The sequence below is a fragment of the Synechococcus sp. BMK-MC-1 genome, from assembly GCF_014279955.1.
GTDB lineage: Bacteria > Cyanobacteriota > Cyanobacteriia > PCC-6307 > Cyanobiaceae > Synechococcus_C.
The window spans coordinates 2,381,543-2,407,355 of record NZ_CP047939.1; the positions used below are offsets into that span (position 1 = coordinate 2,381,543).

Annotated in this window: 21 protein-coding genes; 12 read left to right on the top strand and 9 right to left on the bottom strand. The window is 62.1% G+C overall.

Annotated elements, in window-relative coordinates:
- Positions 1–609 carry an aminodeoxychorismate/anthranilate synthase component II gene (locus SynBMKMC1_RS13420; RefSeq protein ID WP_186472088.1) on the top strand — a complete coding sequence of 203 codons (609 nt, stop codon included), beginning with the start codon at positions 1–3 and terminating at the stop codon, positions 607–609.
- Positions 610–635: 26 nt separating this feature from the next.
- On the top strand, positions 636–1,379 hold the full coding sequence (locus SynBMKMC1_RS13425; RefSeq protein WP_186472089.1) for an MBL fold metallo-hydrolase: 744 nt from the start codon (positions 636–638) through the stop codon (positions 1,377–1,379).
- Between the two features lie 13 nt (positions 1,380–1,392).
- Here SynBMKMC1_RS13425 and SynBMKMC1_RS13430 read toward each other — a convergent pair whose 3' ends face one another.
- Positions 1,393–2,505, bottom strand: a complete 1,113-nt coding sequence (locus tag SynBMKMC1_RS13430; protein ID WP_186472090.1) for a histidinol-phosphate transaminase — start codon at positions 2,503–2,505, stop codon at positions 1,393–1,395.
- Between the two features lie 15 nt (positions 2,506–2,520).
- Entirely contained in the window at positions 2,521–3,990 is a 1,470-nt protein-coding gene (locus SynBMKMC1_RS13435; protein ID WP_255486213.1) for a peptide ligase PGM1-related protein, read from the bottom strand.
- A 171-nt stretch (positions 3,991–4,161) separates the two neighbouring features.
- On the opposite strand from SynBMKMC1_RS13435, the gene SynBMKMC1_RS13440 reads away from it, so the two are divergent.
- Together SynBMKMC1_RS13440 and SynBMKMC1_RS13445 are read left to right on the top strand one after the other, a co-directional pair.
- Positions 4,162–5,538, top strand: a complete 1,377-nt coding sequence (locus SynBMKMC1_RS13440; protein ID WP_186472092.1) for a hypothetical protein — start codon at positions 4,162–4,164, stop codon at positions 5,536–5,538.
- A 570-nt stretch (positions 5,539–6,108) separates the two neighbouring features.
- Positions 6,109–7,788: a protein adenylyltransferase SelO family protein gene (locus SynBMKMC1_RS13445; protein WP_186472093.1), complete on the top strand. Its 1,680-nt coding sequence runs from the start codon at positions 6,109–6,111 to the stop codon at positions 7,786–7,788.
- Here SynBMKMC1_RS13445 and SynBMKMC1_RS13450 read toward each other — a convergent pair.
- The 5 genes from SynBMKMC1_RS13450 to SynBMKMC1_RS13470 are packed head-to-tail and all read right to left on the bottom strand — an operon-like array spanning position 7,780 to position 13,536.
- Positions 7,780–8,778: an asparaginase gene (locus tag SynBMKMC1_RS13450; protein ID WP_186472094.1), complete on the bottom strand. Its 999-nt coding sequence runs from the start codon at positions 8,776–8,778 to the stop codon at positions 7,780–7,782. The two genes, SynBMKMC1_RS13445 and SynBMKMC1_RS13450, sit on opposite strands and share 9 nt — an antisense overlap.
- Positions 8,778–10,286 carry a hypothetical protein gene (locus SynBMKMC1_RS13455; protein WP_186472095.1) on the bottom strand — a complete coding sequence of 503 codons (1,509 nt, stop codon included), beginning with the start codon at positions 10,284–10,286 and terminating at the stop codon, positions 8,778–8,780. The genes SynBMKMC1_RS13450 and SynBMKMC1_RS13455 overlap by 1 nt, the downstream gene beginning before the upstream one ends.
- Positions 10,286–12,079 carry an arginine--tRNA ligase gene (gene argS / locus SynBMKMC1_RS13460; protein ID WP_186472096.1) on the bottom strand — a complete coding sequence of 598 codons (1,794 nt, stop codon included), beginning with the start codon at positions 12,077–12,079 and terminating at the stop codon, positions 10,286–10,288. The genes SynBMKMC1_RS13455 and argS overlap by 1 nt, the downstream gene beginning before the upstream one ends.
- A gap of 30 nt (positions 12,080–12,109) precedes the next feature.
- Positions 12,110–12,985, bottom strand: coding sequence for a carboxylating nicotinate-nucleotide diphosphorylase (gene nadC, locus SynBMKMC1_RS13465; protein WP_186472097.1), 876 nt, complete (start codon positions 12,983–12,985; stop codon positions 12,110–12,112).
- Positions 12,985–13,536: a TerB family tellurite resistance protein gene (locus SynBMKMC1_RS13470; protein ID WP_255486214.1), complete on the bottom strand. Its 552-nt coding sequence runs from the start codon at positions 13,534–13,536 to the stop codon at positions 12,985–12,987. Before SynBMKMC1_RS13470 ends, nadC begins: the two co-directional genes overlap by 1 nt.
- 57 nt (positions 13,537–13,593) lie before the next feature.
- Between SynBMKMC1_RS13470 and SynBMKMC1_RS13475 the strand changes: the two genes are divergently transcribed.
- On the top strand, positions 13,594–15,183 hold the full coding sequence (locus SynBMKMC1_RS13475) for an NCS2 family permease (protein ID WP_186472098.1): 1,590 nt from the start codon (positions 13,594–13,596) through the stop codon (positions 15,181–15,183).
- Between the two features lie 24 nt (positions 15,184–15,207).
- Positions 15,208–15,741 carry a peptide deformylase gene (def, locus tag SynBMKMC1_RS13480; protein ID WP_186472099.1) on the top strand — a complete coding sequence of 178 codons (534 nt, stop codon included), beginning with the start codon at positions 15,208–15,210 and terminating at the stop codon, positions 15,739–15,741.
- A 4-nt stretch (positions 15,742–15,745) separates the two neighbouring features.
- On the opposite strand, the gene mnmE is transcribed toward def, so the two are convergent.
- The gene (gene mnmE / locus SynBMKMC1_RS13485; RefSeq protein ID WP_186472100.1) at positions 15,746–17,128 is read right to left on the bottom strand and encodes a tRNA uridine-5-carboxymethylaminomethyl(34) synthesis GTPase MnmE; all 1,383 of its coding nucleotides are present in this window, start codon (positions 17,126–17,128) and stop codon (positions 15,746–15,748) included.
- A gap of 77 nt (positions 17,129–17,205) precedes the next feature.
- Between mnmE and SynBMKMC1_RS13490 the strand changes: the two genes are divergently transcribed.
- Positions 17,206–17,655, top strand: coding sequence for a DUF2062 domain-containing protein (locus tag SynBMKMC1_RS13490; RefSeq protein ID WP_011934228.1), 450 nt, complete (start codon positions 17,206–17,208; stop codon positions 17,653–17,655).
- A complete protein-coding gene (locus tag SynBMKMC1_RS13495) occupies positions 17,652–18,110 on the top strand; it encodes a hypothetical protein (protein ID WP_186472101.1) in 459 nt (152 codons plus the stop codon). Before SynBMKMC1_RS13490 ends, SynBMKMC1_RS13495 begins: the two co-directional genes overlap by 4 nt.
- A 9-nt stretch (positions 18,111–18,119) precedes the next feature.
- On the opposite strand, the gene SynBMKMC1_RS13500 is transcribed toward SynBMKMC1_RS13495, so the two are convergent.
- The gene (locus tag SynBMKMC1_RS13500) at positions 18,120–20,453 is read right to left on the bottom strand and encodes a bifunctional (p)ppGpp synthetase/guanosine-3',5'-bis(diphosphate) 3'-pyrophosphohydrolase (RefSeq protein WP_186472102.1); all 2,334 of its coding nucleotides are present in this window, start codon (positions 20,451–20,453) and stop codon (positions 18,120–18,122) included.
- A 58-nt stretch (positions 20,454–20,511) separates the two neighbouring features.
- Between SynBMKMC1_RS13500 and SynBMKMC1_RS13505 the strand changes: the two genes are divergently transcribed.
- The 4 genes from SynBMKMC1_RS13505 (at position 20,512) to SynBMKMC1_RS13520 (ending at position 25,785) form a co-directional block, all read left to right on the top strand.
- Positions 20,512–22,116, top strand: coding sequence for an ABC transporter ATP-binding protein (locus SynBMKMC1_RS13505; protein WP_186472103.1), 1,605 nt, complete (start codon positions 20,512–20,514; stop codon positions 22,114–22,116).
- 4 nt (positions 22,117–22,120) lie between these two features.
- Positions 22,121–22,813 (top strand): response regulator transcription factor, encoded by a 693-nt coding sequence (locus SynBMKMC1_RS13510; protein WP_186472104.1) that lies wholly within the window; start codon positions 22,121–22,123, stop codon positions 22,811–22,813.
- A 191-nt stretch (positions 22,814–23,004) separates the two neighbouring features.
- Entirely contained in the window at positions 23,005–24,606 is a 1,602-nt protein-coding gene (locus tag SynBMKMC1_RS13515) for a cellulose binding domain-containing protein (protein ID WP_186472105.1), read from the top strand.
- Between the two features lie 189 nt (positions 24,607–24,795).
- Positions 24,796–25,785 (top strand): transporter substrate-binding domain-containing protein, encoded by a 990-nt coding sequence (locus SynBMKMC1_RS13520; RefSeq protein ID WP_186472106.1) that lies wholly within the window; start codon positions 24,796–24,798, stop codon positions 25,783–25,785.
- Positions 25,786–25,813: the final 28 nt, after the last annotated feature.

Here is a 25,813-nt window from a genome sequence, read left to right on the forward strand (position 1 = left end):
ATGCTCCTCGTCATCGATAACTACGACAGCTTCACCTACAACCTGGTGCAGTATTTCGGTGAGTTGGCGGCCCAGCATCCTCTGGCCGCCGAACTGCGGGTGGAGCGCAACGACGCCCTCAGCGTTGCAGCGATCAGCGCACTCAAGCCCGATGCCATTCTTCTGTCCCCTGGGCCAGGAGATCCCGATCAGGCTGGCGTTTGCCTGGATGTGCTCAAGCAGCTGTCTCCGCAGATTCCAACCCTGGGGGTGTGCCTGGGCCATCAGGCCCTGGCTCAGGCCTACGGCGGCCGCATCGTCCGTGCGCCTGAACTGATGCATGGCAAAACATCCCCGGTGCAGCACCGTGGGGAAGGGGTGTTCGCAGGCTTGCCGCAACCACTCACGGCCACGCGCTACCACAGCCTGATCGCGGAACGCAGCAGCCTGCCGGCCTGCCTTGAGGTCACCGCCGAACTGGAGGACGGCACCGTGATGGGCCTGCGCCACCGCGACCACCACCATCTGCAAGGGGTTCAGTTCCACCCTGAAAGCGTGCTCACCGAAGCCGGCCACAACCTGTTGGCCAACTTCCTGCAGCAAGCGGAAAGTCGCGGGCAGCACTGCTAGCTTCCAAAGCCCTCCGGTACGCCCCCATGACCGATCTCCTGCACCAACGGAGTGCCGGCCGCATGGCCTCGGCACTGGCGGCGACGGCCCTGCTCAGCACACTCGCCATCCCTGCGGTCCGAGCCGCAGGGGTGACCATCACCAGCTACGGCCACAGTGCTCTGCTGATCAACGGAGGGGGACGCTCGGTACTGGTGAACCCGTTCAAGGCCGTTGGCTGTGCCAAAGGACTGCGCGAACCGCGCGTGAACGCCACCGTGACGCTCGCCAGCTCTGAGCTGCCTGATGAAGGGGCACGGATCGGGGGAGGGACGTATCTGGTGAAGCCCGGCTCCTATCGGGTTGGTGGGCTCAACCTTGAGGGATTTGCGGCGCCCCATGACCGTGTCGGGGGCCGACGGTTCGGCAACGCCACCATCTGGCGCTGGCAGCAGGGTGGCTTGAGCTTCGCCCATCTCGGTGGTAGCGCCGCTCCCCTGAGCGGGGAAGACAAGGTGCTTCTCGGCCGCCCCGATGTGCTGATCATCGGCGTGGGCGGCGGCGGCAAGGTGTACGACGGCAAGGAAGCCGCCGAGGTGGTGAGGCAGCTGAACCCACGGCGCGTGATTCCCGTGCAATACGTCAGCGGCGATGCACCCCAGGGTTGCGACCAAGGAGGCGTACAGCCCTTCCTCGATGCCATGGGGGGAACAGAAGTGCGACGCGTTGGCACAACGCTGTCCCTGCCTGGGACCTTGGGCGACAACACCGTGATCGATGTGATGCGCTGAGGCTGAGCCTGGATCAGGCGCAGATGCTGCTGTAAGCCCGCCAGAACCGCTGCATCTGCTCGAGGGTACCGATGCTCACCCGCAAGGCACCCTCGAGCTGGGGCTTGCCGGTCATCGAGCGCACCAGGATTCCCTGAGAGCGCAGAGCCTGCTCCACCGCATCAGCAGGCCGCTCTGGCCAAACCAACAGATAATTGCCCCCGTCGCAGTGAAAAACAACACGCGAACGCGTCAATTCCGACACGAGCCAGTCACGCGCGCGTAACACTTCCCGCACATAGTCGTCGGTGTAGGCCTGGTCCTCCAGGGCCGCAAACGCCGCCGCCACCGCCAGGCTGTTCACGTCATAGGGACCGGTGACGCGGCCAACTCTGTCCACCACGCCGGGGTGGCCAATGGCAAAGCCCAGTCGCAGCCCGGCCAGACCTGCTGTCTTGGCGAGAGACCGCAGCACCAGCACATTGGCCTGCGTCTGGAAATCGACGACGGGCAGCACGCTGTCTCCGGTGAACGCTTCATAGAGCTCATCCACCACCACCAGCGTGTCCGGGGCAGACGCTGCGAGGGCCAGCACCTGATCCGCAGCCAGGCGGGCGCCGGTGGGATTGTTGGGGTTGCAGAGCATCAGAATCCGCGGCTTGCGCGTCAGGGCCGAGCGCAGCGCATCCAGAGGAACCACGAACCCCGGCATGCCATGGGGAATCGCCTCGAGCGCCATCCCCTGCATGGCGGCGCAAGGGGCGTAGTACCCGAAGGTGGGACTCGTGGTGAGCAGGGTGTCCCCGGGAGCCCCATAGGCGTGAATCACGGCATGGATGGCCGCATCCACGCCGTTGAACACCCCCACCTGCTGCGGATCCAGGGGATGGGCAAGGCTCGCCTTCGACGCCTTCAGATTGGCGATCAACGCCTCGCGCAGTCCGTCGTATTCCGGATAAACGGCGATGAGTTCCTCAGGGAATGATCGGATCGCCTCCACCACCTTCGGGCTGGGGCCCAGCGTGTTCTCGTTGAAATCCAGGCGCAACAGACCGCGACGCCCTTCCAGGGGAGCGCTGTAGCCCTTGAGGCGTTCCACCTCGGGCCGGGAGTCAGGGGGCGGGAAGGGTGGAGTTGATCCGGTCATGGCCTCAGCAACGCGTCACATCTCCAGCAGCCGGGCCCGCGTGCGGGCATCCACCTCCCGGGCCTCCGCCAGGGTGGTGCCGATGCAGGTCATCCCCAGCTTGCCGTGTTCTGAAAGACAACCGAGAAGGTGAAACACGCTTCCGCTCTCCTTGAGGGCGTCGTAATGCAAACCGGCCTCAGCCACAGCATCGATCAGATCCATGGGCAGCAGACCCCGGAGTTGGGGGTGCATGAAGTTGTCTGTGGCCAGGTAGTGCAGCTCACTGCCCTGGGGAGACAGGAAGGCACCGGTGGTGGCATCCATGTGGCCATTGCTGAGAAAGCGCAGCACCTGATGGGGATGGGTGGTGCCGCCTTTGCGCAGGTTGATCTCAATGGCCTGGAGATCCCAGCGATCGCCGAACCGTCGGGCCAGTCCATCCACCGAGAAATGATCCAACGCCCCCAGCGCAGCCAGAGCCTCACCAACCGCCTGCCCCCAGCGCTGCAACTCGAGCCGGTAGGCCGGATCGGCCGGGAACTGACAACCGAGATACACCTGGCCGGACTCACCGCCGAGGTGCTGCTCATGGGTGGAGAGCACCTCCACGCGGCCGCCGGGATGGATCACCCCCTGCACGCTGGGGGAGGAGATCGCCTCACCACCCTCCAGCCATTCCTCCACCAGTGCCCCCTGATCCTGGAGCTGGCTGCGCCATCCAGCCGCAGGCATGGGCAGGGTCTCCAAAGCCAGCCTGAGGCGATCACGGCGTTCCTGGGGTGAACAGTCGTGAAGCTGCAGCGGCTCGAGCTCAAGCCGGGCATTCCCCTCACCACTGAAGCCCTGATTGAGCTTCACCACCGCCCGGCGCAACCCTGGCTTGCGCTCCAGCAGATCCAGGCAGGCGTCAAGCAGGCCGTCGAAGCTAAACACCAACTCCGATCCATCCGGATGGGGGAGCCCGCAGCGACGGAACAGGGTGCGACCACCAGCCTTATGGCCCCAGTTGGACAGCTGCGGATCGCACCCCATCAGGGGAAGCTGCAAGGCCTCGGATAAGCGGCATTCGAGATCACCAACGTTGTAACAGCTCAAGTAACTGCGCCCCGGCCGCAAGCTGTCGCGGATGCGCTTCAGCAGCCGCGGTCGCTCCAGCAACTTGGCAGCCAGAGGGCGGGGACTGGCGTCATCGGTGTCGAACAGCTGCAGGCGTTGACGGGCATGGGAGATCGGCACCCCTTGCAGCAACTCCAGGACAGAATCCACCACCAGATCAGGCAGCAGCTTGCTGGTGACAAACACCATGCGTGCCCGTGGCTGCCGCAAGCGGATCAGCTCGAACAACTGGCGTTCCTCATAATGATGCGCCCCCTCAACAAGCGCCATCTGCTCCTGGCTCATATTCAGAGATGGCATCACCAGCACATCCCAGGGGTCACTCCCTGGACTCACCTGAGCGATATCGGGTTGCAACTGGCGCTGTAGATCTTGGAACGAAAGCATCACAACCCGACGTTTGAATTCAGCGACACCTGAGCCAATTTGATCGATTCGGAGCCAGTCTGCAGGAGGCCGAGGCGAATGGCGGCAGGAGCATGAAAAGCTGCAAACCGTGTTTTTTCTAACAACAACTGATCGTCACGGGGTATAACGTTCGGCAGAAACATCAGCGTTATGAAGACAGCAAACCGCGCTGGCTGGAGAGCAAAGCCAGGCTTTCTTCAGCCCGGAGGCTCAAGCATCGAATCCATTCAGACGCTGATCGGAGATTTTTTGCATGATCGCGACTCTCCACACCTACTGAATGGAGTGAGTGATTCAATCGATGCCGAAGCCGTTCAGAAAGGCTGGGGCGATCAGGCGCCCTTTGAAAAAGTGATCAGAACTAATGAAGATCTTCGGTTTCTCCTCGAAAACAACGATCTTCTTCGCCATAGCCTCTGCATTCTCGAGCCAGCTGATCACGTCGGTCACAACAGCTGCGGTGAAACCGTCAGGGCTTCCCTCAACGTGGCGTGTCTCGCCCAAAGCATCGCCGATTGCGACTCGATTCTATTTCCACTCTGGGAAACCCCAGACCTCGACCGAACCCTTCTCCTGCAGACCCTGAGTCGCTGCATGGCCGTTGTTGTCGAAGGAGGCCATCCGACGGTGCGCGAAGCGGATTCATTCAAGACCTGCCAATGGAGCCTGCAGGACCTGCAACACCTTTGCGAAGAGCTCATTCTCTGCCGACAAAGCCGAACACCCCCGGTGATCTTCATCTGCCTGGGCCACCAACTGGCTGCGCAAGCCCATATCCATCTGATCCAACGCGCTACGCGAGACATTCACGCCCACTGCGAGAGAACTCTCAAGGACAACATTCATGCGCTACAGGGGCTTCTCGCCACATGCAAAACGATTGAATCCATTGGCGACGATCTCAACATTTTCAAAAATGGTAAGGATAAAATTGCCGACAACTGGAAGCACCCACAGTTCGCCGTAGGGGTAAACGAAATCCCAGAAGTCGGTCACTGCGAACTGATTCACTATGACCACAACAAGCAGCACCCAAGCCCTCACTTCAACGAGTTGCTCCTCACCCACGCCGTCTCAAGCGAGAACTACAATGGAATCATCGAGCACTCAATCAGCTATGAGAAAAACCTGAATATTGTCATGTTTCATACAGATGAGGTCAATGAAGAAGCCATCTTATTTGCCAACTGGTCTTACAATAAACTCAACCAGGCTCTCATCCCTTGCCGAAAGCTGATCGCAATTTCACCCTTAGCATGGCTACTCAAACTACCCAGCTCCGTTGAAATTCTTTGCTCAACAATGGCCCAGGGAAAACTATGCACCGAAGTTGCTGCTACATGCATCAGCTACCTGGATTTCGAAACCAAATCAATTCGACGCTCCTTTTCTTGCCAGTTTCACCCAGAACTTCTCGACGACTTGAGGGAATTCAGCAAAAGCGGGGTTCCAAACCATGCAGAACTCAAGATTGATGACGGCGTTCGCATGCTCATGCGCATTCTCTATGAAGCCATCAAAGAGTGATTAACTCGGGCATCCAAGAAGATCCCAGAAGCAAGCAGGATTCCGACGTTGCCCAGGCCAACAAAAAACCGACTCTAAAGAGCTTAAAACCTGACAACACGTTGATGCCTCAAACCAATGCGATTTCTCCAGCAGAGGCCGCGACTGCAAATGCCACTTGTCAATCGTCTTCTCCCAAGAACTCATATCCAGCCACTGTAATCAGCGGACTTTCCAGTCAAGTGGGTGGCATGACTTGAAACGCTCCGCGATACCCAACAAACTTTTTAAGGTTGAAGTATTCGCATTGAGAGTAAGTGCATGCGAGCCTAGGCAACCATCAAAGGTCCTACTACTGAATTCTCCAACAACATCATTACCAGCGCCTAAATCAGCACGACCACTACAACTCTCACCACCTGTCAAGGCAGCCATAAATCATTCCCCCTACCACCATCCATAGTGTCGTTGCTGAAAATACCGAAGGCGTCTCCCGAATCACTCAGAGCAGAGCCATTGACAACACCATTCCCCGCTCCTCATTGGAGTGCGTACAGGTATCCGTAGCATCAGCAAATCAATGCTCTCCTCATGCTCACAACCACCAACAGCTTTGAGGAGTTCAGGAGCCGCATCGACTATTCACTTCTTGAGCAACTGAACGCCGATCCCCAATCCACAACGGACGGACGCGATCACCGACCCCGGGAGGTGCACTCCGGCCACTACGTACCGGTGCAGCCGACCCCGCTCCCCGACCCCGCCTACGTCGCCCACAGTTCTGCCCTGTTCGATGAGCTTGGGCTGAATGAATCGCTGGTTCATGACGAGGCTTTTCGCAGGTTGTTTTCCGGAGACCACACAGCGGCCGCCGACCCCATGCGTCCCTGGGGCTGGGCCACTGGTTATGCCCTGTCGATCTACGGCACCGAGTACACCCAGCAGTGTCCATTCGGAACTGGCAACGGCTACGGCGACGGCCGGGCCATCTCGGTGTTTGAAGGCGTGTTCAACGACCAACGCTGGGAGATGCAACTCAAGGGCGGCGGACCGACGCCTTACTGCCGCGGTGCCGATGGCCGCGCCGTTCTGCGCTCGAGCGTGCGCGAATTCCTGGCTCAGGAGTTCATGCACGCCCTCGGTGTTCCCACCTCGCGCTCATTAACGCTGTACCTCTCCCAATCCGAGACGGTGGCGAGACCCTGGTACTCGGAGAACTCGCGCTCCTTCGATCCGGACGTGATAGTGAACAATGCCGCCGCGATCAGCACCCGCGTGGCCCCCTCCTTCCTGCGGGTTGGGCAGATCGAACTGTTCGCCCGCCGTGCCCGCAGCGAAGCCCACCCGGAAGCACGCCAGGAGCTGCAGATGATCGTGGAGCACCTGATCGAAAGAAATTACCGGCCGGAGATTGATCCGGGCCTGCCCTTCCACCAGCAGGTCATTGCCTTGGCACGCCTCTTTCGCGGACGGCTCACGTCGCTTGTCGCCCACTGGATGCGCGTGGGCTACTGCCAGGGCAACTTCAACAGCGACAACTGTGCCGCCGGCGGCTACACCCTCGACTACGGCCCCTTCGGATTCTGCGAACTGTTCGATCCCCGCTTCCAACCCTGGACCGGTGGCGGGACCCACTTCTGTTTCTTCAACCAGCCCGTGGCCGCAGAAACGAACTTCAAGATGCTCTGGTCGTCGCTGCGCACGCTGCTGGATGGCGACACCCAGGCCCAGGAGGAGCTGGACGCGCTGCACGACGGTTTTTCCAGGGCGATGCAAGCGGAGATGGAGGCGATGTGGAGCAACAAGCTGGGCCTGAGCGCCTACGACGAAGCCCTGGTGACGGAACTGTTGCAGCTGCTGGCATCAACCCGAGCGGACTACTGCCGGGCCTTCCGCATCCTGTCGACGCTTCCCAGGGACGTCTCCGAGCTGGATCCCAGCTTCTACCTGCCCCGTTCTGATGCGCTCACAGACCAATGGCAACGCTGGCTGCAGCGCTGGCGCAGCCGCCTGGAAGCCCAGGGTGACCTCCACCAGACGGCCGCGCTGATGCAGCGCGTCAATCCCGCCATCACCTGGCGCGAATGGTTGATCGCTCCGGCTTACCAGCAAGCAGAACGCGGAGACATGCGCCTCATCCATGAGCTGCAGGCGGTGTTCAAAGATCCCTACTCCCCACTCTCAGCAGACCTGGCAAGCCGCTACGACCAGCTGCGCCCCCGGGAACTCTTCAACGCTGGAGGGCTGTCGCACTACAGCTGCTCATCCTGAGAGGGTTTTGAGCCGGGCCGCCAAAGCATCGCGATCATCTCCTGCCATCAAGGCCAACAGCAACAGCACTCGCGCCTTCTGAGGACTGAGATCACCGGCGGGGAGCAAGCCAAGCTTGGCGTGGTCCTCGCAGCGGTGCACCGGCCCCGAACCGCAACGGTTCGCGCGCAGCATCAGGGGCGGTCGACCATCCCACTGCGCAAGGGCATCCCGCTCCACAACCGACAGCTGCCCAGCTCCAGTGCCTGTGAACACCAGACCCTGCACCCCAGCGGAGAGCAACGCTGGGATCAACGCCTGGGGAGGCTCCACACATCCATGCAGGATCACCACCTGGGGCCAGCCCCTCGGGAGGGACAGACCGGCAAAAAGTGCGGGCGCACTCCGTTCCACTTCAGGCAAATGAACACCGAGATCATCCACCCAGCCCAGGGGACCTCGACCCGAACTGTGAAAGGCCCCTACCCCCTGGGTGGCGCGTTTGCTGACCGCTCGGGCGCTGTGGATCTGGCCATCCATCACCACCAGCACGCCGCGGCCACGCGCCTCTGCACTGATGGCCACCTGAACAGCCTGGTAGAGGTTGAGAGGGCCATCGGCACTAAGAGCGGAGGCAGGCCGCATCGCTCCCACCAGCACCACCGGCCGGGGATCGTCGATCAGGAGCTGCAGCAGCCAGGCCGTTTCCTCCAGGGTGTTGGTGCCATGGGTGATCACCACCCCCGCCAGGCCAGGATCAGCCGCCAGGGACTGGCGGATCCGTTCCACCAGAGAGCGCCAGTGGCTGAAACCAAGGTCGGCGCTGTCCACATTGGCGATCTGCTCCACCTGGATCTCGGCGAGCGAAGCCAGCTCCGGCAGGGCGTCCAGCAGACCCTCGGCAGCAATCATTCCCGCGGCGTAGCGGTTGAGCTGCGTTGATTCAGGCGCTGTTCCGGCGATGGTGCCACCGGTGCCAAGCAGGAGGAGCCGAGGATGTTGCATGGCCATCAATCAGGGCGGGCTGGAAACGCGGGAGGGCGGCTCAGCTGGGCATCCGCGGGAGGCTCACCGTTGAGCAGCGGGGCATCCAGCAACGCACATTGGGCATAGGGAGAGCGCGGGAACCACTGGTCATTGCGCTGCACCGGCACACCGGCATCCGCACCGCTGCGGTAAGCAGCCAGGTCTGAAAAGAAAGCCTGCAGCACCAACCGTCTGGCGCCCACGGGTCTGAGCTGCGCCGACGGACCCAGCAGCAGCACGATCACCAAGACCGATCCGGCCAAGACAACGCTGCACTGGGTGACACGTCGCTCGCTGCGCTTGAGCGCTGCCGCGAGTTCTGGGATGAGGCGTTCGAGGGTGTGCGCCATGCACAGCAGCAGGAACGGCAGCAGCACCATGCCGGCGTACACATGGAACACAAACAGATTTTTCATCAGCACCACCCAGAGGACGGCGGTCCCCCCGGTACTCCAGAGCATCTGGCGACGGGAGGTCAGCGCCTGCTCAGGCAGGGCAGGGGGGATTGGGCCAGCAGCCGGGGAGAGCCGTCTGCGCCTTGCCACGAGTCGCGTCAGCACGAGCACCGCCGCGACCAGCAAGAGCGGCAGCATGAACTCCGTGCTGTAAGCGATCAGTTTGGGCAGCGCCCCCCCCAACCAGCGGGTGCGCTCCAGGGCTCGCTCGGAAAACCCATTCCCGCTGAGGCCAAGTCTGCGCAGAGCTGACTGCACCACCGTGGTGCTGGTCCAGCTCACAGCATTGAGGCGGGCTTCCCAAACGATGTTGTAAGCAGTTGCGACGCCAACGGTTGCGAAGGCGATCGGCACGCCCAGCCACAACCCCCTGCGCCGGCCGGCCAGACCCCGCTGCAACGGCAACACCAGGGAGGCGATCAGCACGACCGCAGACCGACCGCTCAGGGCGGCCAGGCACAGTGCCGCCCAGTACCAGCGCAGATCAGGCTGATCAGGAAGAACCTTGCGCACCACCACGAGCAGCAGCAGCCCGTAGGCCAGCAACGCAGGCTGGTCGAAGTGGAACATGTTGCGGTACTTCAGCACCACCGGGGCGGAGAGCGTGAACAGCAGGGAGGCCATCGCCACCGGCCGGGAGAAACGCAGGGCCCGAAGCCACCACCACAGCACCAGAGCTGTGGCGATAAACATCACATTCATCCACTGCCGAGCCGCATACAGCCAGGCCGCTCCATCGCCGGCCCAGGGCAACAGCAGCCAACGGCTCAAAACCGCGAAGACGATCGGGTAGCGATTGAAGTACTCGAGGTGCGTGGAACCATCAGAAGTCAGCCACTCACAGGAATAACCAACGCCGCCGTTGGCCAGGCTGCTGTGACGGGCAATTGCCAGGGAGTGCAGCGACACCCAGTTGAAATGGCCTTTCTGAAAGAAATCGACGATGGCAGGCTCTGACAGAACGAGCACGGCCGCGAGCACCATGGCGATGCCGATTGGCCAGTGCCGGGTCCGCAGAGCTTGCAGCCGTCGATGCATCACATGCGGTCCAGAGTGGGGATGCCCAGAAGGCCGAGGCCCGATTTGAGCGTGTCGGCGGTCAGCCGGCACAGCGCCAGGCGGGAGGGGAGGGCCTCCGCGTCAGCCTTGAGCACCGGCACCTGGTCGTAGAAGCGGTTGAACACCTGGCTGAGCTCAAACAGGTAGCTGCAGAGGCGGTTGGGCAAGAGCTCCTCCTCCACCTCGGCAATCACGGCATCGAACTTGAGCAGCTCGCGCACGAGGGCCCATTCCTGGGGTTCGCTGAATTGCAGCTGGCCCGTCAACACCTCCAGGTCACCCCCTTTGCGGGCGATGCCGGCGATGCGCACCACCGCATAGAGCAGGTAAGGGGCCGTGTTGCCCTGCAACGCCAACATCCGGTCGAAGGAGAACTGGTAGTTGGTGATCCGGTTCTGGCTGAGGTCGGCGTATTTCACCGCCGCCAAACCCACGGTGCCTGCCACATGCTGGATGAACTCCTCCGACTCACTGCGCTCTTCCTCCTTCAGACGCGAGCGCAGGTCGGCTTCGGCGCGCTCCACCGCTTCATCGAGCAGATCCCGCAACCGCACGGTGTCGCCGGCCCGGGTCTTGAGCTTCTTGCCGTCCTCCCCCTGCACAAGCCCGAAGGGCACATGCTCGAGGCGCGCACCCTCCGGGATCCAACCGGCCCGCTGCGCCACCTGGAACACGCCGGCGAAATGATTGGCCTGGCCGGCATCGGTCACATAGATCACCCGGCGTGCGTCATCCCCATCCGGCGCCGCTCCAAAGCGGTAGCGGATCGCCGCCAGGTCGGTGGTGGCGTAATTGAAGCCGCCATCGCTCTTCTGCACGATCACCGGCAGGGGCTTGCCGTCCTTGCCCTGAACGCCTTCGAGGAACACGCACTGGGCACCGTCGTCGGTGACCAGTAGCTCGGCGTCCTTCAAGCCATCGATCACCGCGGGCAGGAAAGGGTTGTAAAACGACTCACCTCGCTCATTGAGGCGAATGTCGAGCCGGTCGTAGATCTTCTGGAACTCACGCCGCGACTGGTCGCAGAGCAGTCCCCAGGCCTTGAGCGACACCGGATCGCCTCCCTGCAGTTTCACCACCTCCTCCCGAGAGGTGGTCTGGAAGGCCTCATCGTCGTCGAAGCGTTTCTTGGCCTCGCGGTAGAAGGCCACCAGATCGCCCAGATCCACTGCATCGGCGGTCTCAAGCGCTTCTGGTGCCACCTGCTTGAGATGAGTAATCAGCATGCCGAACTGGGTACCCCAGTCGCCCACATGGTTGAGGCGCAGCACAGGGTGGCCGCGGAACTCCAGCACCCGGGCCAGGGAGTCGCCGATGATCGTGGAGCGCAGATGCCCCACATGCATCTCCTTGGCAATGTTGGGGCTCGAAAAATCGACCACCACCGGAGCCGCCTGCTCCACTGCAGGCACACCGAGTCGCTGATCTCCCAGCCGTGCTGACACCTCAGCCGCCAGCCGCTCCGGGCGAATCGTGAGGTTGATGAAACCAGGACCGGCGATCTGGGGCTCCAGGCACAGGTCGGTGAAAGCAGGATCAGCCTGCAGTTGCGCAACAATCGCCGTGGCGATCTGGCGTGGCGCCTGCTTCAAGGGTTTGGCCAGGGCAAGCGCACCGTTGGCCTGGAAGTCACCGAATTCGGGTTTGCTCGCTGGCGCCAGCTGGGGGTCGAGCGGTTGCGAAGCCTGTCGGGCGGCCGCTGCCTGCTCCGGAAACGCCCGGTCCATGGCCGCACGCAGCTGAAGATCCAAACGATGGGCGATGCGCAGCATGGAAGAAGCGTTGGGCTTGGCGGGCCCTGATCATCCCGCGGCGCCGGCAAAGCGCATGCTCAGATCAAGCCAGCTGCTTCGCGTGACCGGAGCACTGGTGGAAATCAGATCAATGCCGGTGGCGGCATAGGCAGCAAGGGCATCCGGATGAATCCCTGAAGCCTCCAGCACCACAGGTGCGGCATGGTCACGGCCGCGCGCTTGATCCCGCAGTCTGGGCACCAGCACCGCCAGCTCCTGTGGGCTGAACTCATCGAGCAGCACACCATCAGCTCCTGCCTGCACCGCGGCCATCGCCTCCGCCTCGGTTTCCGCTTCAACGATCACCCGGGCCGGCCAAGGCGCAGAGGCTCTCACCGCAGTGATGGCCGCCTCCACGCCACCGGCCCAGGCCAGGTGGTTCTCCTTGAGCATGGCGGCATCATCCAAGCCAAGCCGGTGATTGATCCCGCCTCCGCAGCGGACGGCGTACTTCTCGAGCTGCCGCAGGCCAGGCGTTGTTTTGCGGGTATCCGCGAGCCGCACACCAGTTCCATCCAGCCCAGCCACCAGGGCTGCGGTGGCCGTGGCGATGCCCGACAGCCGCATGGCCAGGTTGAGGGCCGTGCGCTCAACAGCGACCAGCGCCGTGGCCGCACCCTCCACCTCCAGCACCCGCTGCCCTGAAGCAACCCGCTCTCCTTCAGCCACCAGCAGCCGGACCTGAGCCAACGGATCAAGCGCACGCACCAAGGGTTCCAGAAACACCCCACCACAGAACTGTCCGTCTGCTTTGGCGATCCAGTGAGCCGACCCATGGCAGCCCTGAAGTGCTGATGCTGTGAGATCGCCGCGGCCGAGATCCTCCTGCAACCAGGCCTCCAGCTGCCGTTGGAGCTGAGGTGTGATCGGCAAGGAAACCACCATCAGAGCCAACTGGTCCCGGAGGCTTCCAGTGCGGCCACGGAAGGCCAGGCGCCCCAGCCAAACAGAAGCTGATTGAGACGGTCGATGAGAGCGGGGGTCTCCTTCAGGGCCTGGCGAGCCGCCCATTCAGCCTCCTGAACCTGAGCATCAGGCAGGTCGAGCGCATCGAGAAGGCGCCGGTAGGCCACACGCTCAGCCGCATTGATGGCACTGTCATCCTCCTCACCCTGGCTGCTGCAAGCCATCTGGAAGGCCAGGGACACCAGGGCCATGCGCTCGTCACTGCCTTGAAGCTGCGCCACCCAGGCTTCGACGTCTGTCTCCTCCTCAGCCTGCAATGCGGCCAGCGCATCCTGCGGATCCTCCAGCGGCAGCAGGCGCGCCGAGAGCTTGCTGAGCAGCGCCCGCTCCTCCGCAGCCACATCACCATCCACACTCGCCACCCAGCACAGCACGTTCAGCTGAGCCCTCTGCGAAGGCTTGAGAGCAGCCAGTGGATCAATCACAGGAAACACCGAACGAAATCGTTTCCATTCTGAGCGCAGCGCCAAGGCAAGGCCTGATCACCTGCTGGTTCAAGCTAAGCCTTCACGCGCACAGGCCTGGTGATGGTTGGATTCCCGTCGCGCCTCTTCGGTGGCTGGCGTCCCGGCGACCTGGATGGCTTTCTCGCCCTGGGGCTCGACAACCTGATTCAGATCCTGCTGATCCTCGGGCTGTGCAGGACGGTGCTCGGTTATCCCGACAGCCTTCTGTTCGGAGTGATCCTGCCGGCAACAGGACTGAGCCTGTTGGTGGGAAATGTTGCCTACGCCAATCAGGCCCTGCAGCTGGCCCGCCGAGAGCAGCGGGACGATTGCACGGCCCTGCCTTACGGCATCAACACCATCAGCTTGCTGACCTACGTTTTTCTGGTGATGTTGCCCGTCAAGCTGGCTGCTCTCGGTGATGGTCTGAGCGAAGCCGAGGCAATCACGCGCTCCTGGAGGGCGGGAGTGATGGCCTGCCTCGGCTCGGGTTTGATCGAAGTCGCTGGGGCCCTCATGGTGAGCCGACTGCAGCGTTGGCTCCCACGGGCGGCTCTGCTCTCCACCCTCGCTGGCATCGCACTGGGCTTTCTCGTGTTGGCCTTCTTGCTGCGCACCTATTCCTTTCCATTGATTGGCCTGAGCAGCCTGGCGGTGATTCTCGTGGGCTATTTCGGCAGAGTGCGCTGGCCCTTACCCACGGGCTTGAGTGCCGTTCTGATCGGAGCCGTTCTGGCCTGGGGAAGCGGCATGATTCAGCTCGATCAAGAGGCGGTGAACAACGCCTTTGCCGAGGTGGGCCTTCATCTGCCCGCCCTTCAGCTCAGCACGCTCTGGCTGGGGCGTGCTGAGCTGATTCCCTGGCTTGGCATCATCCTGCCGATGGGCTTGTTCAATGTGATCGGCTCCCTTCAGAATCTCGAGAGTGCAGCAGCGGCAGGGGATCGCTATCCAACCAGGCCTGCCTTGCTGATCGACGGAACCGGAACCCTCGTCGCTGCCGTTTTGGGATCCTGTTTCCCCACCACGATCTACATCGGCCACCCCGCCTGGAAAGCCCTTGGTGCACGGTCGGGCTACTCGGTGCTGAATGGCCTGGTGATGGCCACAGGTTGCCTGCTGGGTCTGTTTGGCCTCATGGCGGAAGTGATCCCCATCGAAGCGGGTATGGCGATTGTTTTGTTTGTCGGTATCGCCGTCAGCGCACAGGCCTTCCAGGCCACCCCCGCACGGCACGCCCCTGCTGTGGTGTTGGGCTTGCTCCCTGGCCTGGCCGGCTGGGGAGCTCACCTTTTGAAAGCAGGATTACGCGCTGGTGGCGCAGGCACGGCTGCACTCCCGTTTGGTCCAGACCTTGTGAAGTCCCTGGAAGGGGCTGATGTCTGGGCGGATGGACTCTTCGCCCTGGAGCAGGGTCAGATCATCACGGCCATGCTCCTTGCCGCAATGCTCGTGGACGTGATCGAACAACGCTTTCTTGCAGCAGCAGCAACGGGCGCTCTTGCATCCCTTTTGGCCTGGTTCGGCGTGATCCATGCCTGGACATTCAGCATGTCCGACACCACGCTCAACCTCGGTTGGGGCACAGGACAACCCTGGGCCATCGGCTATGCAGCGGTCACCCTAGTGATGCTGATCGCCCATTGGCTCCCGCAACAGACTGAGACGTGACAACGCTTCGTCCCCAACGCTGCCATGACCATCCGCGCCGTGCTCCGGCTTGGCCACCCGGCCCTGCGCCAACGAGCCCGTGACATCGAAGACGAGGTGTTCGGAACCCAGCAGCTGCAAACGCTGATCGACGACCTCCTCGAAACGAAAGCAGCCCGTTCCGGCGCCGGGCTGGCGGCACCGCAGATCGATGAGCCCTGGAGGGTGGTGGTGGTGGGCATGGGAGCCAACCCCCGTTACCCCGAAGCACCACCAGTGCCGGAGCGGGTGCTGATCAACCCAGAGATCACACCCCTGAGCGAGGCAACCACCGCCGGCTGGGAAGGCTGCCTGAGTGTGCCCGGGCTGCGGGGGGAGGTGGAGCGCTGGCAGCGGATCCACCTGAGCTGGCGCGATCCGAACGGTGGCTGGCACCACGAAGAGCTGGAAGGTTTCCATGCCCGTGTGGTGCAACACGAATGCGACCACCTCGATGGCGTGCTGTTCCCCGATCGGTTACGCGATCCCACGGCCTTTGGCTTTGAAGCCGAACTGCAATCGGACGGACAGATCCCCTGAGCCGTCACTTGCCGATGCAGAAACGGGAGAAGATCCGATCGAGCACCGATTCGGTGAGCTCCTCCCCGGTGATTTCACCGAGGCTGTGGATCGCCTGACGCAGATCGATCGTCCAGAAGTCCCAGGGCAAGCCGTCGGCCGCCACCTGCGCACTGCGGGCCAGGGCATCGGCGGCCTGCTGCGCCAAATCACCCTGGCGCTGGTTGAGGGAGAGCAGCAGGGAGCCATCTGCGAGGGCGCCACAACGCTCCAACACGGCTTGCACCAGCTCAGCCTCCCCAGCTCCGGTGCTGGCACTGAGGCGAATGTCGGCAGCAGAGCCGCTGGTCCCCGCGCGCGCATCTGAGACCGCGAGATCCACTTTGTTGCCCACCAGCAGATGGGGCACAGCGGCGGGGATGCGCTGCCGAAGGGCTTCATCGTCAGGCGTCCAGCCCACGCTCAGATCAAAGAGAAGCAACACCAGATCGGCACTGGCCAGGGCGTCATGACTGCGGGCAATGCCGAGCTGCTCCACCGCATCGCTCGTCGCCCGGATCCCCGCGGTATCGAGAAGGGTGATCGGCACGCCCGCCAGCACGATCTCGCTCTCCAACAGATCACGAGTGGTCCCGGGCAAGTCGGTCACAATCGCCCGCTCACGCCGGCTGAGCCGATTGAGCAACGAACTCTTGCCCACATTGGGGCGTCCCACCAGAGCCACCCGCAGCCCCTGGCGCAGTGCGGCACCAACCTGTCCGTCCTTCACCAGCTGCTGCAGCTGGCAGCGCACCATCTGCAACTCCTCGAGCAGAGCCGCTCCATCCAGCGCTGGCAGGTCCTCCTCGAAATCCACCCGGGCCTCCAGCTCACTGAGCTGATCGAGCAGACGGTCACGCAGGGCGGTGATCCGTTTCTGAATTCCCCCATCCACGCCGGCCATCGCCAGCTCTGCAGCACGCTGACTGCGTGCCGCCACCAGATCACTGATGGCCTCCGCACGGGTGAGGTCCAGCCGACCATTGAGCACAGCCCGCTGGCTGAACTCACCAGGCAGCGCCCGGCGCACCCCGGGCTGATCCAGCACCCTGGCCAGCACCCGTTGCACGGCGATCACCCCGCCATGGCAGTGAATTTCCACCACGTCTTCCCCCGTGAAACTGCGCGGCGCCAGCATCAACAGCACCAGCACCTCATCAATCCGCTCGCCGCTCTCCGCCGCCAACACGTGGCCATAAAGCACGTGATGGCTCTCCCAGGACTGCTGGCCAGGGATGCGCGTGACGGACTGCACGGCAGCCTGCGCCTGGGGACCGGAGAGACGGATCACGGCGATGCCTCCCTGCCCAGGAGCCACCGCGGTGGCCACGGCAGCGATCGTCTGCGCGTCTCGATTGATCTCCTGCATCGAGCAGCTCACCAGCCCCTGCGCTCCTTCCTACGATCACACTCTCCTTCGCGGTGCAGGGGCCGCAGCCAACTCCCATGGGCCGGATGCTGATGGAGGCACGCCAACGCGTGCAAGATGCCCTGCAGTGGCTGTGGCAACAGGAGGGCACACCCGGCCAGCGCGCCCGCGGACTGGCTGCGGGGATCTTCTGCGGCTGCTTTCCGATCTTTGGCTTCCAGACTCTTCTGGGCATCGCCCTGGCCAGTGTGGTGCGCGGCAATCACCTTCTGGCCGCAGCGGGCACCTGGATCAGCAATCCTTTCACCTACGTGCCCCTTTACTGGTTCAACTTCAGAGTGGGATCGCTGGTGCTGGGTCCGGGGCGCCCCTGGCCAGGGTTCGACGCGGTGCGCCAAGAAGGCTTCAGCGATGTGGGCTGGAGCGTTCTCACCCGGCTGCTGCTGGGCTCGGCCATCACCGGTGCGGTCTGCGCCGCACTGGGGTGGTGGTTGAGCATTCGCTGGCTGCAGCGCGCAAAGCCATGACCGTGGACGCCGTGCTGCCTGCGGCCCTGATCGCCTCAACGCTGGCTCCCCAACCGCTCAGCCGACTTCCCGCCGATCTACAACCTCTGGTGCAAGCCTTGCAGAGCAAGGGATTCAGCCTGCGCATCGCCCTGCCTCCAGCACGGGGGGCTTACGGCCTGTTTGAGGCCAAAAGCAAAAGGCTGTGGATCTCACCCCTCACCATTCCCTTGGGCATTGTGCGCCAGACCCTGGTGCATGAGGCTGTGCATGCCGCCCAGAGTTGCCCCACCGGAAAGCTCACCCCGCTTGGCTGGTCAGCCCAATTGAACCCTGTGGTGGAAAGGGAAATCAGCGCCATCCTCTTGCGCAGCTACCACCACGGCAACCGTGTGCTGGAACGGGAAGCCTTCACGCTGCAGGGCCAGCGCGATGCCGTTCCAACACTGATCAAGGCACTCCACGCGCGTTGCTGAGACAACGACTCAGCTCTGACCCGTCCGGGCGATATCGAGAACATCCGCCATCGAACGGATTTGATCCATGGTGCGCTGCAGCAGATCTGCACTGGCCAGCTCCACGCGCAGGTCAATGCGGGCCGGTTGTCCGAACGCCGTTTTCACGCGGGCGTCACTGACGTTGATCGATCCATCCGAGAGGCGCATCAGGATGTCTTTGAGAATGCCCACCCGATCGATCACTTCGATGCGCAGCTGCACGGGAAAACGCTGACCGCTACCGGCGTTCGCCTGATTCCAGCGCACCGGCAAGCGCCGTTCGCTCGGGATCGACTCCACATTCGCGCACTCTTGCCTGTGAATGGTGATGCCATGGTTGCCGAGTGCCACCGTGCCCACAATGGCTTCGCCGGGAAGTGGGCTACAGCAACCGCCCAGGCGGTAATCCAGCCCCTCCATACCGAGAATCGGCACGGTGTCTCCTGGATCCTGCCGAGCTGGCGCTGATTCGGCCTGCGCCACCAGCTTGCGCGCCACATCTTCATTGCTGAGGGGCTTGACCGCCGCGTCGGATTGCAAACGGATTTCTTCCCGCAGCCGGTTGAGCACCTGATGAAGGGTGAGCGCACCGAAACCGAGAGCCGCAAGCAGATCATCGGTGCAATGCAGGTTGCAACGCTCAGACACCCGGGTCATCGCTTCGCTGTTGAGCAATGCGTCAAAACCGCTGCGCCCCAACTCGCGCTCGAGCAGTTCCTTGCCGCGTTGAATCGTTTCATCGCGATGGCTGCGTTTGTACCACTGACGGATGCGATTCCGTGCTGTTGGCGTGGCCACGAAATTGAGCCAATCGAGGCTGGGGTGAGCGGTTTTGCTCGTGAGGATGTTGATGAAGTCGCCGTTCTGCAGCGGTGTGGACAGCGGACAGAGACGATCATTGATCCTGACGCCGTGGCAATGATTACCAACCTCGGAGTGGATGCGATAGGCAAAGTCCACAGCCGTTGACCCCTTCCTCAAACCGACAACATCACCTTTGGGAGTGAACACGAACACCTCCTCATCGAAGAGATCTTCCTTAATCGACGCGAGATAATCGTTGTGATCATCAGAGCCGCCCTCCTGCTGCCAATCGACCAGCTGCCTGAGCCAGTTGAAGCGTTCGGTGTCGCCCCCCGCGGCGGGTGAACCTCCTTCCTTGTATTTCCAGTGGGCGGCAATCCCGAACTCCGACACCTGGTGCATCTCCAGGGTGCGGATCTGCACCTCGATCGGCCGATGCCGACCAATCACCGCCGTATGCAGCGATTGGTAGCCGTTGGGCTTGGGCAAGCCGATGTAGTCCTTGAACCGGCCGGGAATCGGCCGGAAGGTGTCGTGCACCACGGCCAGGGCCCGATAACAGGCTTCCACGCTTGGAGTGAGGATGCGCAGGGCCGCCACGTCGTAGATCTCGTGGAAGGCTTTCTGCTGACGTTGCATCTTGCTCCAGATGCCATAGAGATGTTTGGGGCGTCCATTCACCTCGCAGTTCTCAAGACCTGCCGCCGCCAGCCGATCACGGAGCAGCTGCACAGTGACCCCAAGACGCTCCTCCCGCTCGCTGCGTTTGGTGGCCACCTCCTGCTGCATCTCCCGGAAAGCCTCCGGCTCGAGCAGCTTGAACGAAAGGTCCTCCAGCTCCCACTTGAAGCGGCCGATCCCGAGGCGATTGGCGAGGGGTGCATAGATCTCGCGGGTTTCACGGGCGATGCGCTGACGCTTCTCCTCACGCAAGGCCCCGAGGGTGCGCATGTTGTGGAGTCGGTCCGCCAGTTTCACCAGCACAACGCGGATGTCGCTGGCCATGGCCAGAAACATCTTGCGCAGGTTCTCCGCCTGAGCTTCGGTGCGATTGGTGAAATGCAAGCCTCCAAGCTTGGTGACGCCCTCCACCAGCTCCCTCACTTCCGGGCCGAAATGACTTTCCAGTTGCTCTGGAGTCACATCAGTGTCTTCCACCACATCGTGGAGGAAGCCAGCCGCGATCACACTGGCGCTGGCGCCGATGTCGCGCAGCAGATCAGCCACCGCCACAGGGTGAACGATGTAGGGATCGCCACTGGCGCGGAACTGCCCTTCGTGAAGCTGGAACGCGAAATCAAAGGCCGCAGCCAGCAGGGCTTCGGAATCGGTGGGGCAGCTATGGCCGATTCCCGGGGGAACGTGATTGATGCATTCACGCAGCCAGTGCGGCAGCTCGATGCCGTAATCGTCGGGAGAGCGGATCTGACGGTCGCGTAACGCCACCAAACCGCAAGCGGGGTGAGCCGGTCGTGGGTCGATCGGCTGAACATCCGGTGCGGAGGTGGCGTTGAGCATCCGTCCTGGCAGATGAATCCATGGTATGTAGCCATCAGCCCCAGCGCCTCCTTCTGCCATGACCGACGCACCTGGGGCCGTTCTGGAACTCCAGCAACTGCGCCTGCGTTATCCGGGCAGTTCCGCCTGGACCCTCGACGGCTTGGATCTCCGCCTGGAAGCCGGCGAGCGTCTGGCGCTGGTGGGCCCTTCAGGCTGCGGTAAAAGCACCGTTGCCCGCGCAGCCCTCCAGCTGTTGCCCCAGGGAAGCCGCTGCGAAGGAGGTCTCTCGCTCAATGGCCGTGATCCGCGCCACCTGGCGATCCCTGATCTGCGTGCCCTTCGGGGAGACTCGGTTGGCCTGGTGTTCCAGGACCCGATGACCCGGCTCAACCCTCTGATGACAGTGGGGGGGCATCTGCTGGACACCCTGCGGGCCCACCGGCCGGACATGGATGCTCTATCGAGGCGGCAACGGGCGGAAGCGCTGCTGGAACAGGTGGGCATCGGTGCTGAACGTTTCAAGGCCTATCCCCATGAATTCAGCGGCGGCATGCGCCAGCGCCTCGCCATCGCCTTGGCCATCGTTCTGCGCCCACCCCTGGTGATCGCTGATGAACCCACCACCAGTTTGGATGTGGCGGTGGCCGGTCAGGTGATGGCTGCCCTGCGCGACCTCTGTGACGACCTCGGCAGCGCCCTGCTGTTGATCACCCACGACCTGGCCATGGCCCACCGCTGGTGTGAACGCATGGCGGTGCTGGACGGAGGCCAGGTGGCGGAAATCAATCGCAGCGATGTGGTGCTCACCTACCCAAGTTCGCGGGTGGGGCAGCGACTGCTGGCAGCGGCCCGAGCCCGGGAGGGGGGCACAACCCCGGCAGCCCCTGCAGCCACCACCGTGCTGGACGTGCAGGAGCTGCGCTGTTGGCACAACCTGGGGGGACCGCCCTGGGCCCCCAACTGGTTGAAGGCGGTTGATGGGGTCAGCTTTCAGCTGCAAGCGGGAGAAACCCTGGGCGTGGTGGGCGGATCAGGCTGCGGCAAAAGCACGCTCTGCCGCGCTCTGATGGGGTTGACACCCATTCGCGGCGGACGGGTCCAGCTGTTCGAACGCGACCTGTTGCAGTCCCGCGGACGGGAGGCGACAGCGATGCGTCGCTCGATCCAGATGGTGTTTCAGGACCCCCTGGCCTGCCTCAATCCCGCCATGACCGTGGCGGATGCCATCGCCGACCCTCTGCTGATTCATGGCTTGGCGTCCCGAGCCTCCGCGAGAGAACGAGCCCGAGAGCTTCTGGAACGGGTGGGTTTAGGACCAGCGGAACGTTTTCAGAACCGCCTGCCTCGCCAGCTGTCTGGGGGCCAGCAGCAACGGGTGGCCATTGCCAGGGCGCTCGCCCTGGACCCAAAGGTGCTGATCTGCGATGAGAGCGTCAGCATGCTGGATGCAGAAATCCAAGCCGACGTGCTGGCTCTGCTCCGTCAACTGCAGCAGGAGCTGGGACTGGCGATGATCTTTGTCACTCACGACCTCTCGGTGGCCAGCGGCTTCTGTCACCGCCTGATCGTTCTGGATCGCGGCCACATCGTCGAGAGCGGTCCAGGGGATCAGCTGCTGAGCACCCCCCAAGCGGACATCACAAAAATCCTGGTGGATGCCTGTCCGCGGCTGCCGGTCTGACGTCATGGCCGATAGCGCATCTGTAGCGAGTGATCTGGAGCGTGTGCGTTCGATCCGGGCATTGATCGCAGATCAGGATCTTTTGATCTGCCTGTACCCCCATCTATTCGCCGTGAAACAGATGGCACGCCTGGCTGGAATACACAGCCGGCGGCAACGGGTGTTTGTTGAGAGCAGATCCGACGCTCTGGGCCACCTCCACACCATGACCACGGTTCCTTGGCTTCTGGTGTCCGAGCGCTTGAGCGACAGCTCGGGACTGACGCTGCTCAGCGACTGTCGACGGCTCATCCCCAGCCATCGCAGTTTGCTGCTGCTGAACCGGCCCAGCGCTGAAACCCTGAAGATCGCCCGCCAGCTTGGTGTTGATGCTCTTCTGGATGAGCGCAGTGTGGAGAAGCGTTCAGGTGCACTGATTCAGGCTCTGGCTGCCCTTCAGGAGGGTTCGCGCTACGAAGATCCAAGGCTGCAAGCCGACAATGAAGCGCCGAATACCAGCAACAAGACTCTTTCAGGCCGGCAACTCGAGATTCTTGCTCTCGTTGCAGAAGGTCTTAGCAATCGGGTGATCGCGCAACAGCTGCAGATTTCAAGCAACACCGTGAGAGATCACCTGAGCGAGATCATGCTGCGACTGGACGTGAACAATCGCGCCAGCGCGGTGTCATCGGCCTTGCGGCGAGGGCTGTTGCCTTAAACCAAACGGCCGGTGTGCAAACCCCCCGTTTGGAGGATGGTGAATCACGGCCTTTCTGATCTGAATGGGTAAGCCGAAAGACCGTATTCAGTGCGCATCAACATTGCTTCTGGTCACACAAAGGTGGCGGCCGGTTGCATTTGCTGCATCTCTTCTCGCTGCACTGAAACGGTTGCCTCCCCGTTCAACCCATGACTCCCTCCAACACCCTGCAGATCTCCGTCAATGGAGAGCTCTGGTGGGGTGGTTTCACCGCCGAAGTCGCCGTACGCAATGCCTCGGACCAGCCGCTGGAGAGCTGGAGCACCAGTTTCGTCAGTGCCCATGACCTGGACCCTGAGGCCTGGGGAGTGGAGATCACCCGTGAACCCCTGGGAGAAGGCCTCAGCCTCTACACACTCAGAGGAACCTCCTGGGGACAGAGCATTCCCGCCGGAGGGGAGATTCGCGTGGGATTCAATGGCCGTCAGGGCGTCGATCTCGGCAGAGATGGCGCCTTGAGCGAAGCCATGCTGATGACGGAAAGACCACTGGGCGAATCGATGATGACCGACGCCGACGCCCACAACCACGCTGCTGAACACACCGCTGAACGCCCTGCTGAACACCCTGCTGAACAGGCCTCACCGTCCCATGGCCACAGCACCATGACTGGCTCTTACACCGACATCACCACCTGGGGGAGCTTCCATGGCGCCAACCACAACTCCGAGCACAACGAACTGGTGGGGGGCCGCACGGCGATCACCACTGAAGCGATGGAGGCCTACAACGGCTTACGCGCCTTTGCTGGCTTAGATGCTGTTGAGATTGAGGCCGTTGGTAAGTGGGCTTATGCCCAGGGTTTGACCAACAACACGCAGGCCTGGGGCGATGACACAAAAGGGGTTGGCCTCTGGTATGCGATGCAGGCAGCGAAGGTGGGCTGGATCGCCGATGAGACCTACAACCCGCAGATCCTGGCGGACATTCAACGCACCGCCCGCCAAGGCGACACCGATGCGGTGATGGCGATGGTTGAAACCTTCGGCCATGAGGGCTTCGCCAGCTATCTGCGCAGCAATGCGCTCGTGGACACCTTCACCAACACCCTGAAGATGGAGCCCCACTACGGCGGCTGGATGCACGGCCGCACCCATGGGTTCCTCAGCATCGAAGGCGTGGCGATCAACCACGACATCAACCACCTCACGGTGCTGGGCTGGGATCAAAACCAACCGTTCATGAATGACACCTTCGACTACCCGCAGTGGCCTGCGTTGGAGGTGAGCGATGACACCGTGAGCAACTACTTTCAGTCGATCGTGACGCTGGGAGACCCGCTCAGCAGTCAGCTGGAGAGCCTGGGGGTACCGAACGGGGCTGGGGCGAACGCGACGCCACCTGTTGCGAGCACGCCCTCTGCCTCAGCGGAGACAGGGTCCACAACCGACGATCCAATCACCGGTGAATCGCTCGCTGTGGAGATCAGCGGAGATCGCTGGTGGGGAGGCCTGACGGCCTCACTGGCGCTGACCAACGTGGGCGACCAACGCACAAACAACTGGAGACTGAACTTCATCAGCCCCCATCAATTCACTGGAGAGAGCTGGGGCACGACGATCGAGACCGAGACACTGGCCGATGGTCTGTACCGCTACCAGCTCACGGGTGCTGACTGGGGACAGTCCATCGAGGCCGGAGCAACCATCCGCGTGGGCTTCAACGCTCAATCGGTAGACGCAAGCGAGAGCGAGGGTGCCCTGACCCCTGACATGCTGCTGGCGGTGAACAGCGAGCTGGTGGTGGTCTGAGCCCAAGCGCGGAATGGGGAGGGGCAGCGGCATGGACTTGACTGATGTTCCCTGGACGAGCGCTTCATGCATCCCATGCTCAGCCGGAGTGTCCGTCTGACGATTGGGGCACTTTGCAGCGCCCTTCTGACAGCTGATTGCATTCCGATCAGCCAAGCCCAGGACCTCACGGCTGAGGCCACCGATCCGGTGGATGTGATCTGGTTCCCGAACCCTCCCTACGCACTCAACGAGAAGGGGATCCCCGCAGGCTTTGAAATCGATCTGTGGCGGATGATTGCTGAAAGCCGGCAGATCCCATACCGCATCCGCAAAGCCGACAGCTTTGAAGATCTCCTCGCCGCAATCAGCAGCAACCAGGCCGACTTAGCGATCTCAGGCGTGTTGATCAATGAAAACCGCAGCAAAGCCTTTCGGTTTTCCTTTCCCACCGCGAGCAGTGATCTCAAGATCTACACCGTTAACGACGAGGAACCAACAGCCGTCAAATTACTTCGGGTTTTGTTGTCCAGGGAAGTGCTCCTGATCTTCCTGGGCTTGCTCCTGATCGCCTGCATCTTTGCGCTGCCTGTTTGGATGATGGAGCGTCACCGGCCAGACCTGGCCGACAAACAGAAGCGCCATCAATTAGTTCTCATTCTTCAGAAAACCCTGTTGCTCTCTACAGACCACACAAAACGCACAAAAACACGCCTCATCTCCATCACATCACTGTTTGCCAGGGTTCTATTAACAGCCTATTTCGCCTCCTATATCCTCAAAGCTGCCAGCAGCGAACAACTGACCAAAAAACAAAACTTGATCGAAGAGATTAACTTTGAAACCCTTAAAGACACAACGTTCGCAGCGATTCCAGGCTATATCCAAACCTCAATCCTGAAAAGCAACGGCGCCAAAACCATCGAATGCGATGTCGCAGAAACATGCATACAGCTGCTCAAGACAGGACAGGCTGATGCCATCCTCGACGACATGCTGACCATGCAAACAACCTTGCCCCTGATGCAGGAAGCGAAGGTCTCCGCCGCTTCAGAGAAGCTCATGACGTTGTTCATGGCCTTTGCATTCTCAAAAAACTTCAGCAAAGATCAGCGCGCTCTCGCCATCAATGACGCGATCGCCAGGAGCTATTACGACGGCACTCACGCGAAACTGAGCAGGATCTGGCTGCGGCCATGAGCCACGAGTCACTCATGGCCATCCATTG

Coding starts and splice junctions, on each gene's coding strand:
- mnmE (WP_186472100.1), bottom strand. CDS start 17,128: ATGCAGGAGATCAATCGAGACGCGCAGACGATCGCTGCCGTGGCCACC.
- SynBMKMC1_RS13455 (WP_186472095.1), bottom strand. CDS start 10,286: ATGCATCGACGGCTGCAAGCTCTGCGGACCCGGCACTGGCCAATCGGC.
- SynBMKMC1_RS13495 (WP_186472101.1), top strand. CDS start 17,652: ATGACCGTGGACGCCGTGCTGCCTGCGGCCCTGATCGCCTCAACGCTG.
- SynBMKMC1_RS13420 (WP_186472088.1), top strand. CDS start 1: ATGCTCCTCGTCATCGATAACTACGACAGCTTCACCTACAACCTGGTG.
- SynBMKMC1_RS13505 (WP_186472103.1), top strand. CDS start 20,512: ATGACCGACGCACCTGGGGCCGTTCTGGAACTCCAGCAACTGCGCCTG.
- argS (WP_186472096.1), bottom strand. CDS start 12,079: ATGCTGCGCATCGCCCATCGTTTGGATCTTCAGCTGCGTGCGGCCATG.
- SynBMKMC1_RS13425 (WP_186472089.1), top strand. CDS start 636: ATGACCGATCTCCTGCACCAACGGAGTGCCGGCCGCATGGCCTCGGCA.
- nadC (WP_186472097.1), bottom strand. CDS start 12,985: ATGGTGGTTTCCTTGCCGATCACACCTCAGCTCCAACGGCAGCTGGAG.
- SynBMKMC1_RS13475 (WP_186472098.1), top strand. CDS start 13,594: ATGGTTGGATTCCCGTCGCGCCTCTTCGGTGGCTGGCGTCCCGGCGAC.
- SynBMKMC1_RS13515 (WP_186472105.1), top strand. CDS start 23,005: ATGACTCCCTCCAACACCCTGCAGATCTCCGTCAATGGAGAGCTCTGG.
- def (WP_186472099.1), top strand. CDS start 15,208: ATGACCATCCGCGCCGTGCTCCGGCTTGGCCACCCGGCCCTGCGCCAA.
- SynBMKMC1_RS13440 (WP_186472092.1), top strand. CDS start 4,162: ATGAAGACAGCAAACCGCGCTGGCTGGAGAGCAAAGCCAGGCTTTCTT.
- SynBMKMC1_RS13435 (WP_255486213.1), bottom strand. CDS start 3,990: ATGCTTTCGTTCCAAGATCTACAGCGCCAGTTGCAACCCGATATCGCT.
- SynBMKMC1_RS13430 (WP_186472090.1), bottom strand. CDS start 2,505: ATGACCGGATCAACTCCACCCTTCCCGCCCCCTGACTCCCGGCCCGAG.
- SynBMKMC1_RS13445 (WP_186472093.1), top strand. CDS start 6,109: ATGCTCACAACCACCAACAGCTTTGAGGAGTTCAGGAGCCGCATCGAC.
- SynBMKMC1_RS13510 (WP_186472104.1), top strand. CDS start 22,121: ATGGCCGATAGCGCATCTGTAGCGAGTGATCTGGAGCGTGTGCGTTCG.
- SynBMKMC1_RS13450 (WP_186472094.1), bottom strand. CDS start 8,778: ATGGCCATGCAACATCCTCGGCTCCTCCTGCTTGGCACCGGTGGCACC.
- SynBMKMC1_RS13500 (WP_186472102.1), bottom strand. CDS start 20,453: ATGCTCAACGCCACCTCCGCACCGGATGTTCAGCCGATCGACCCACGA.
- SynBMKMC1_RS13490 (WP_011934228.1), top strand. CDS start 17,206: ATGGGCCGGATGCTGATGGAGGCACGCCAACGCGTGCAAGATGCCCTG.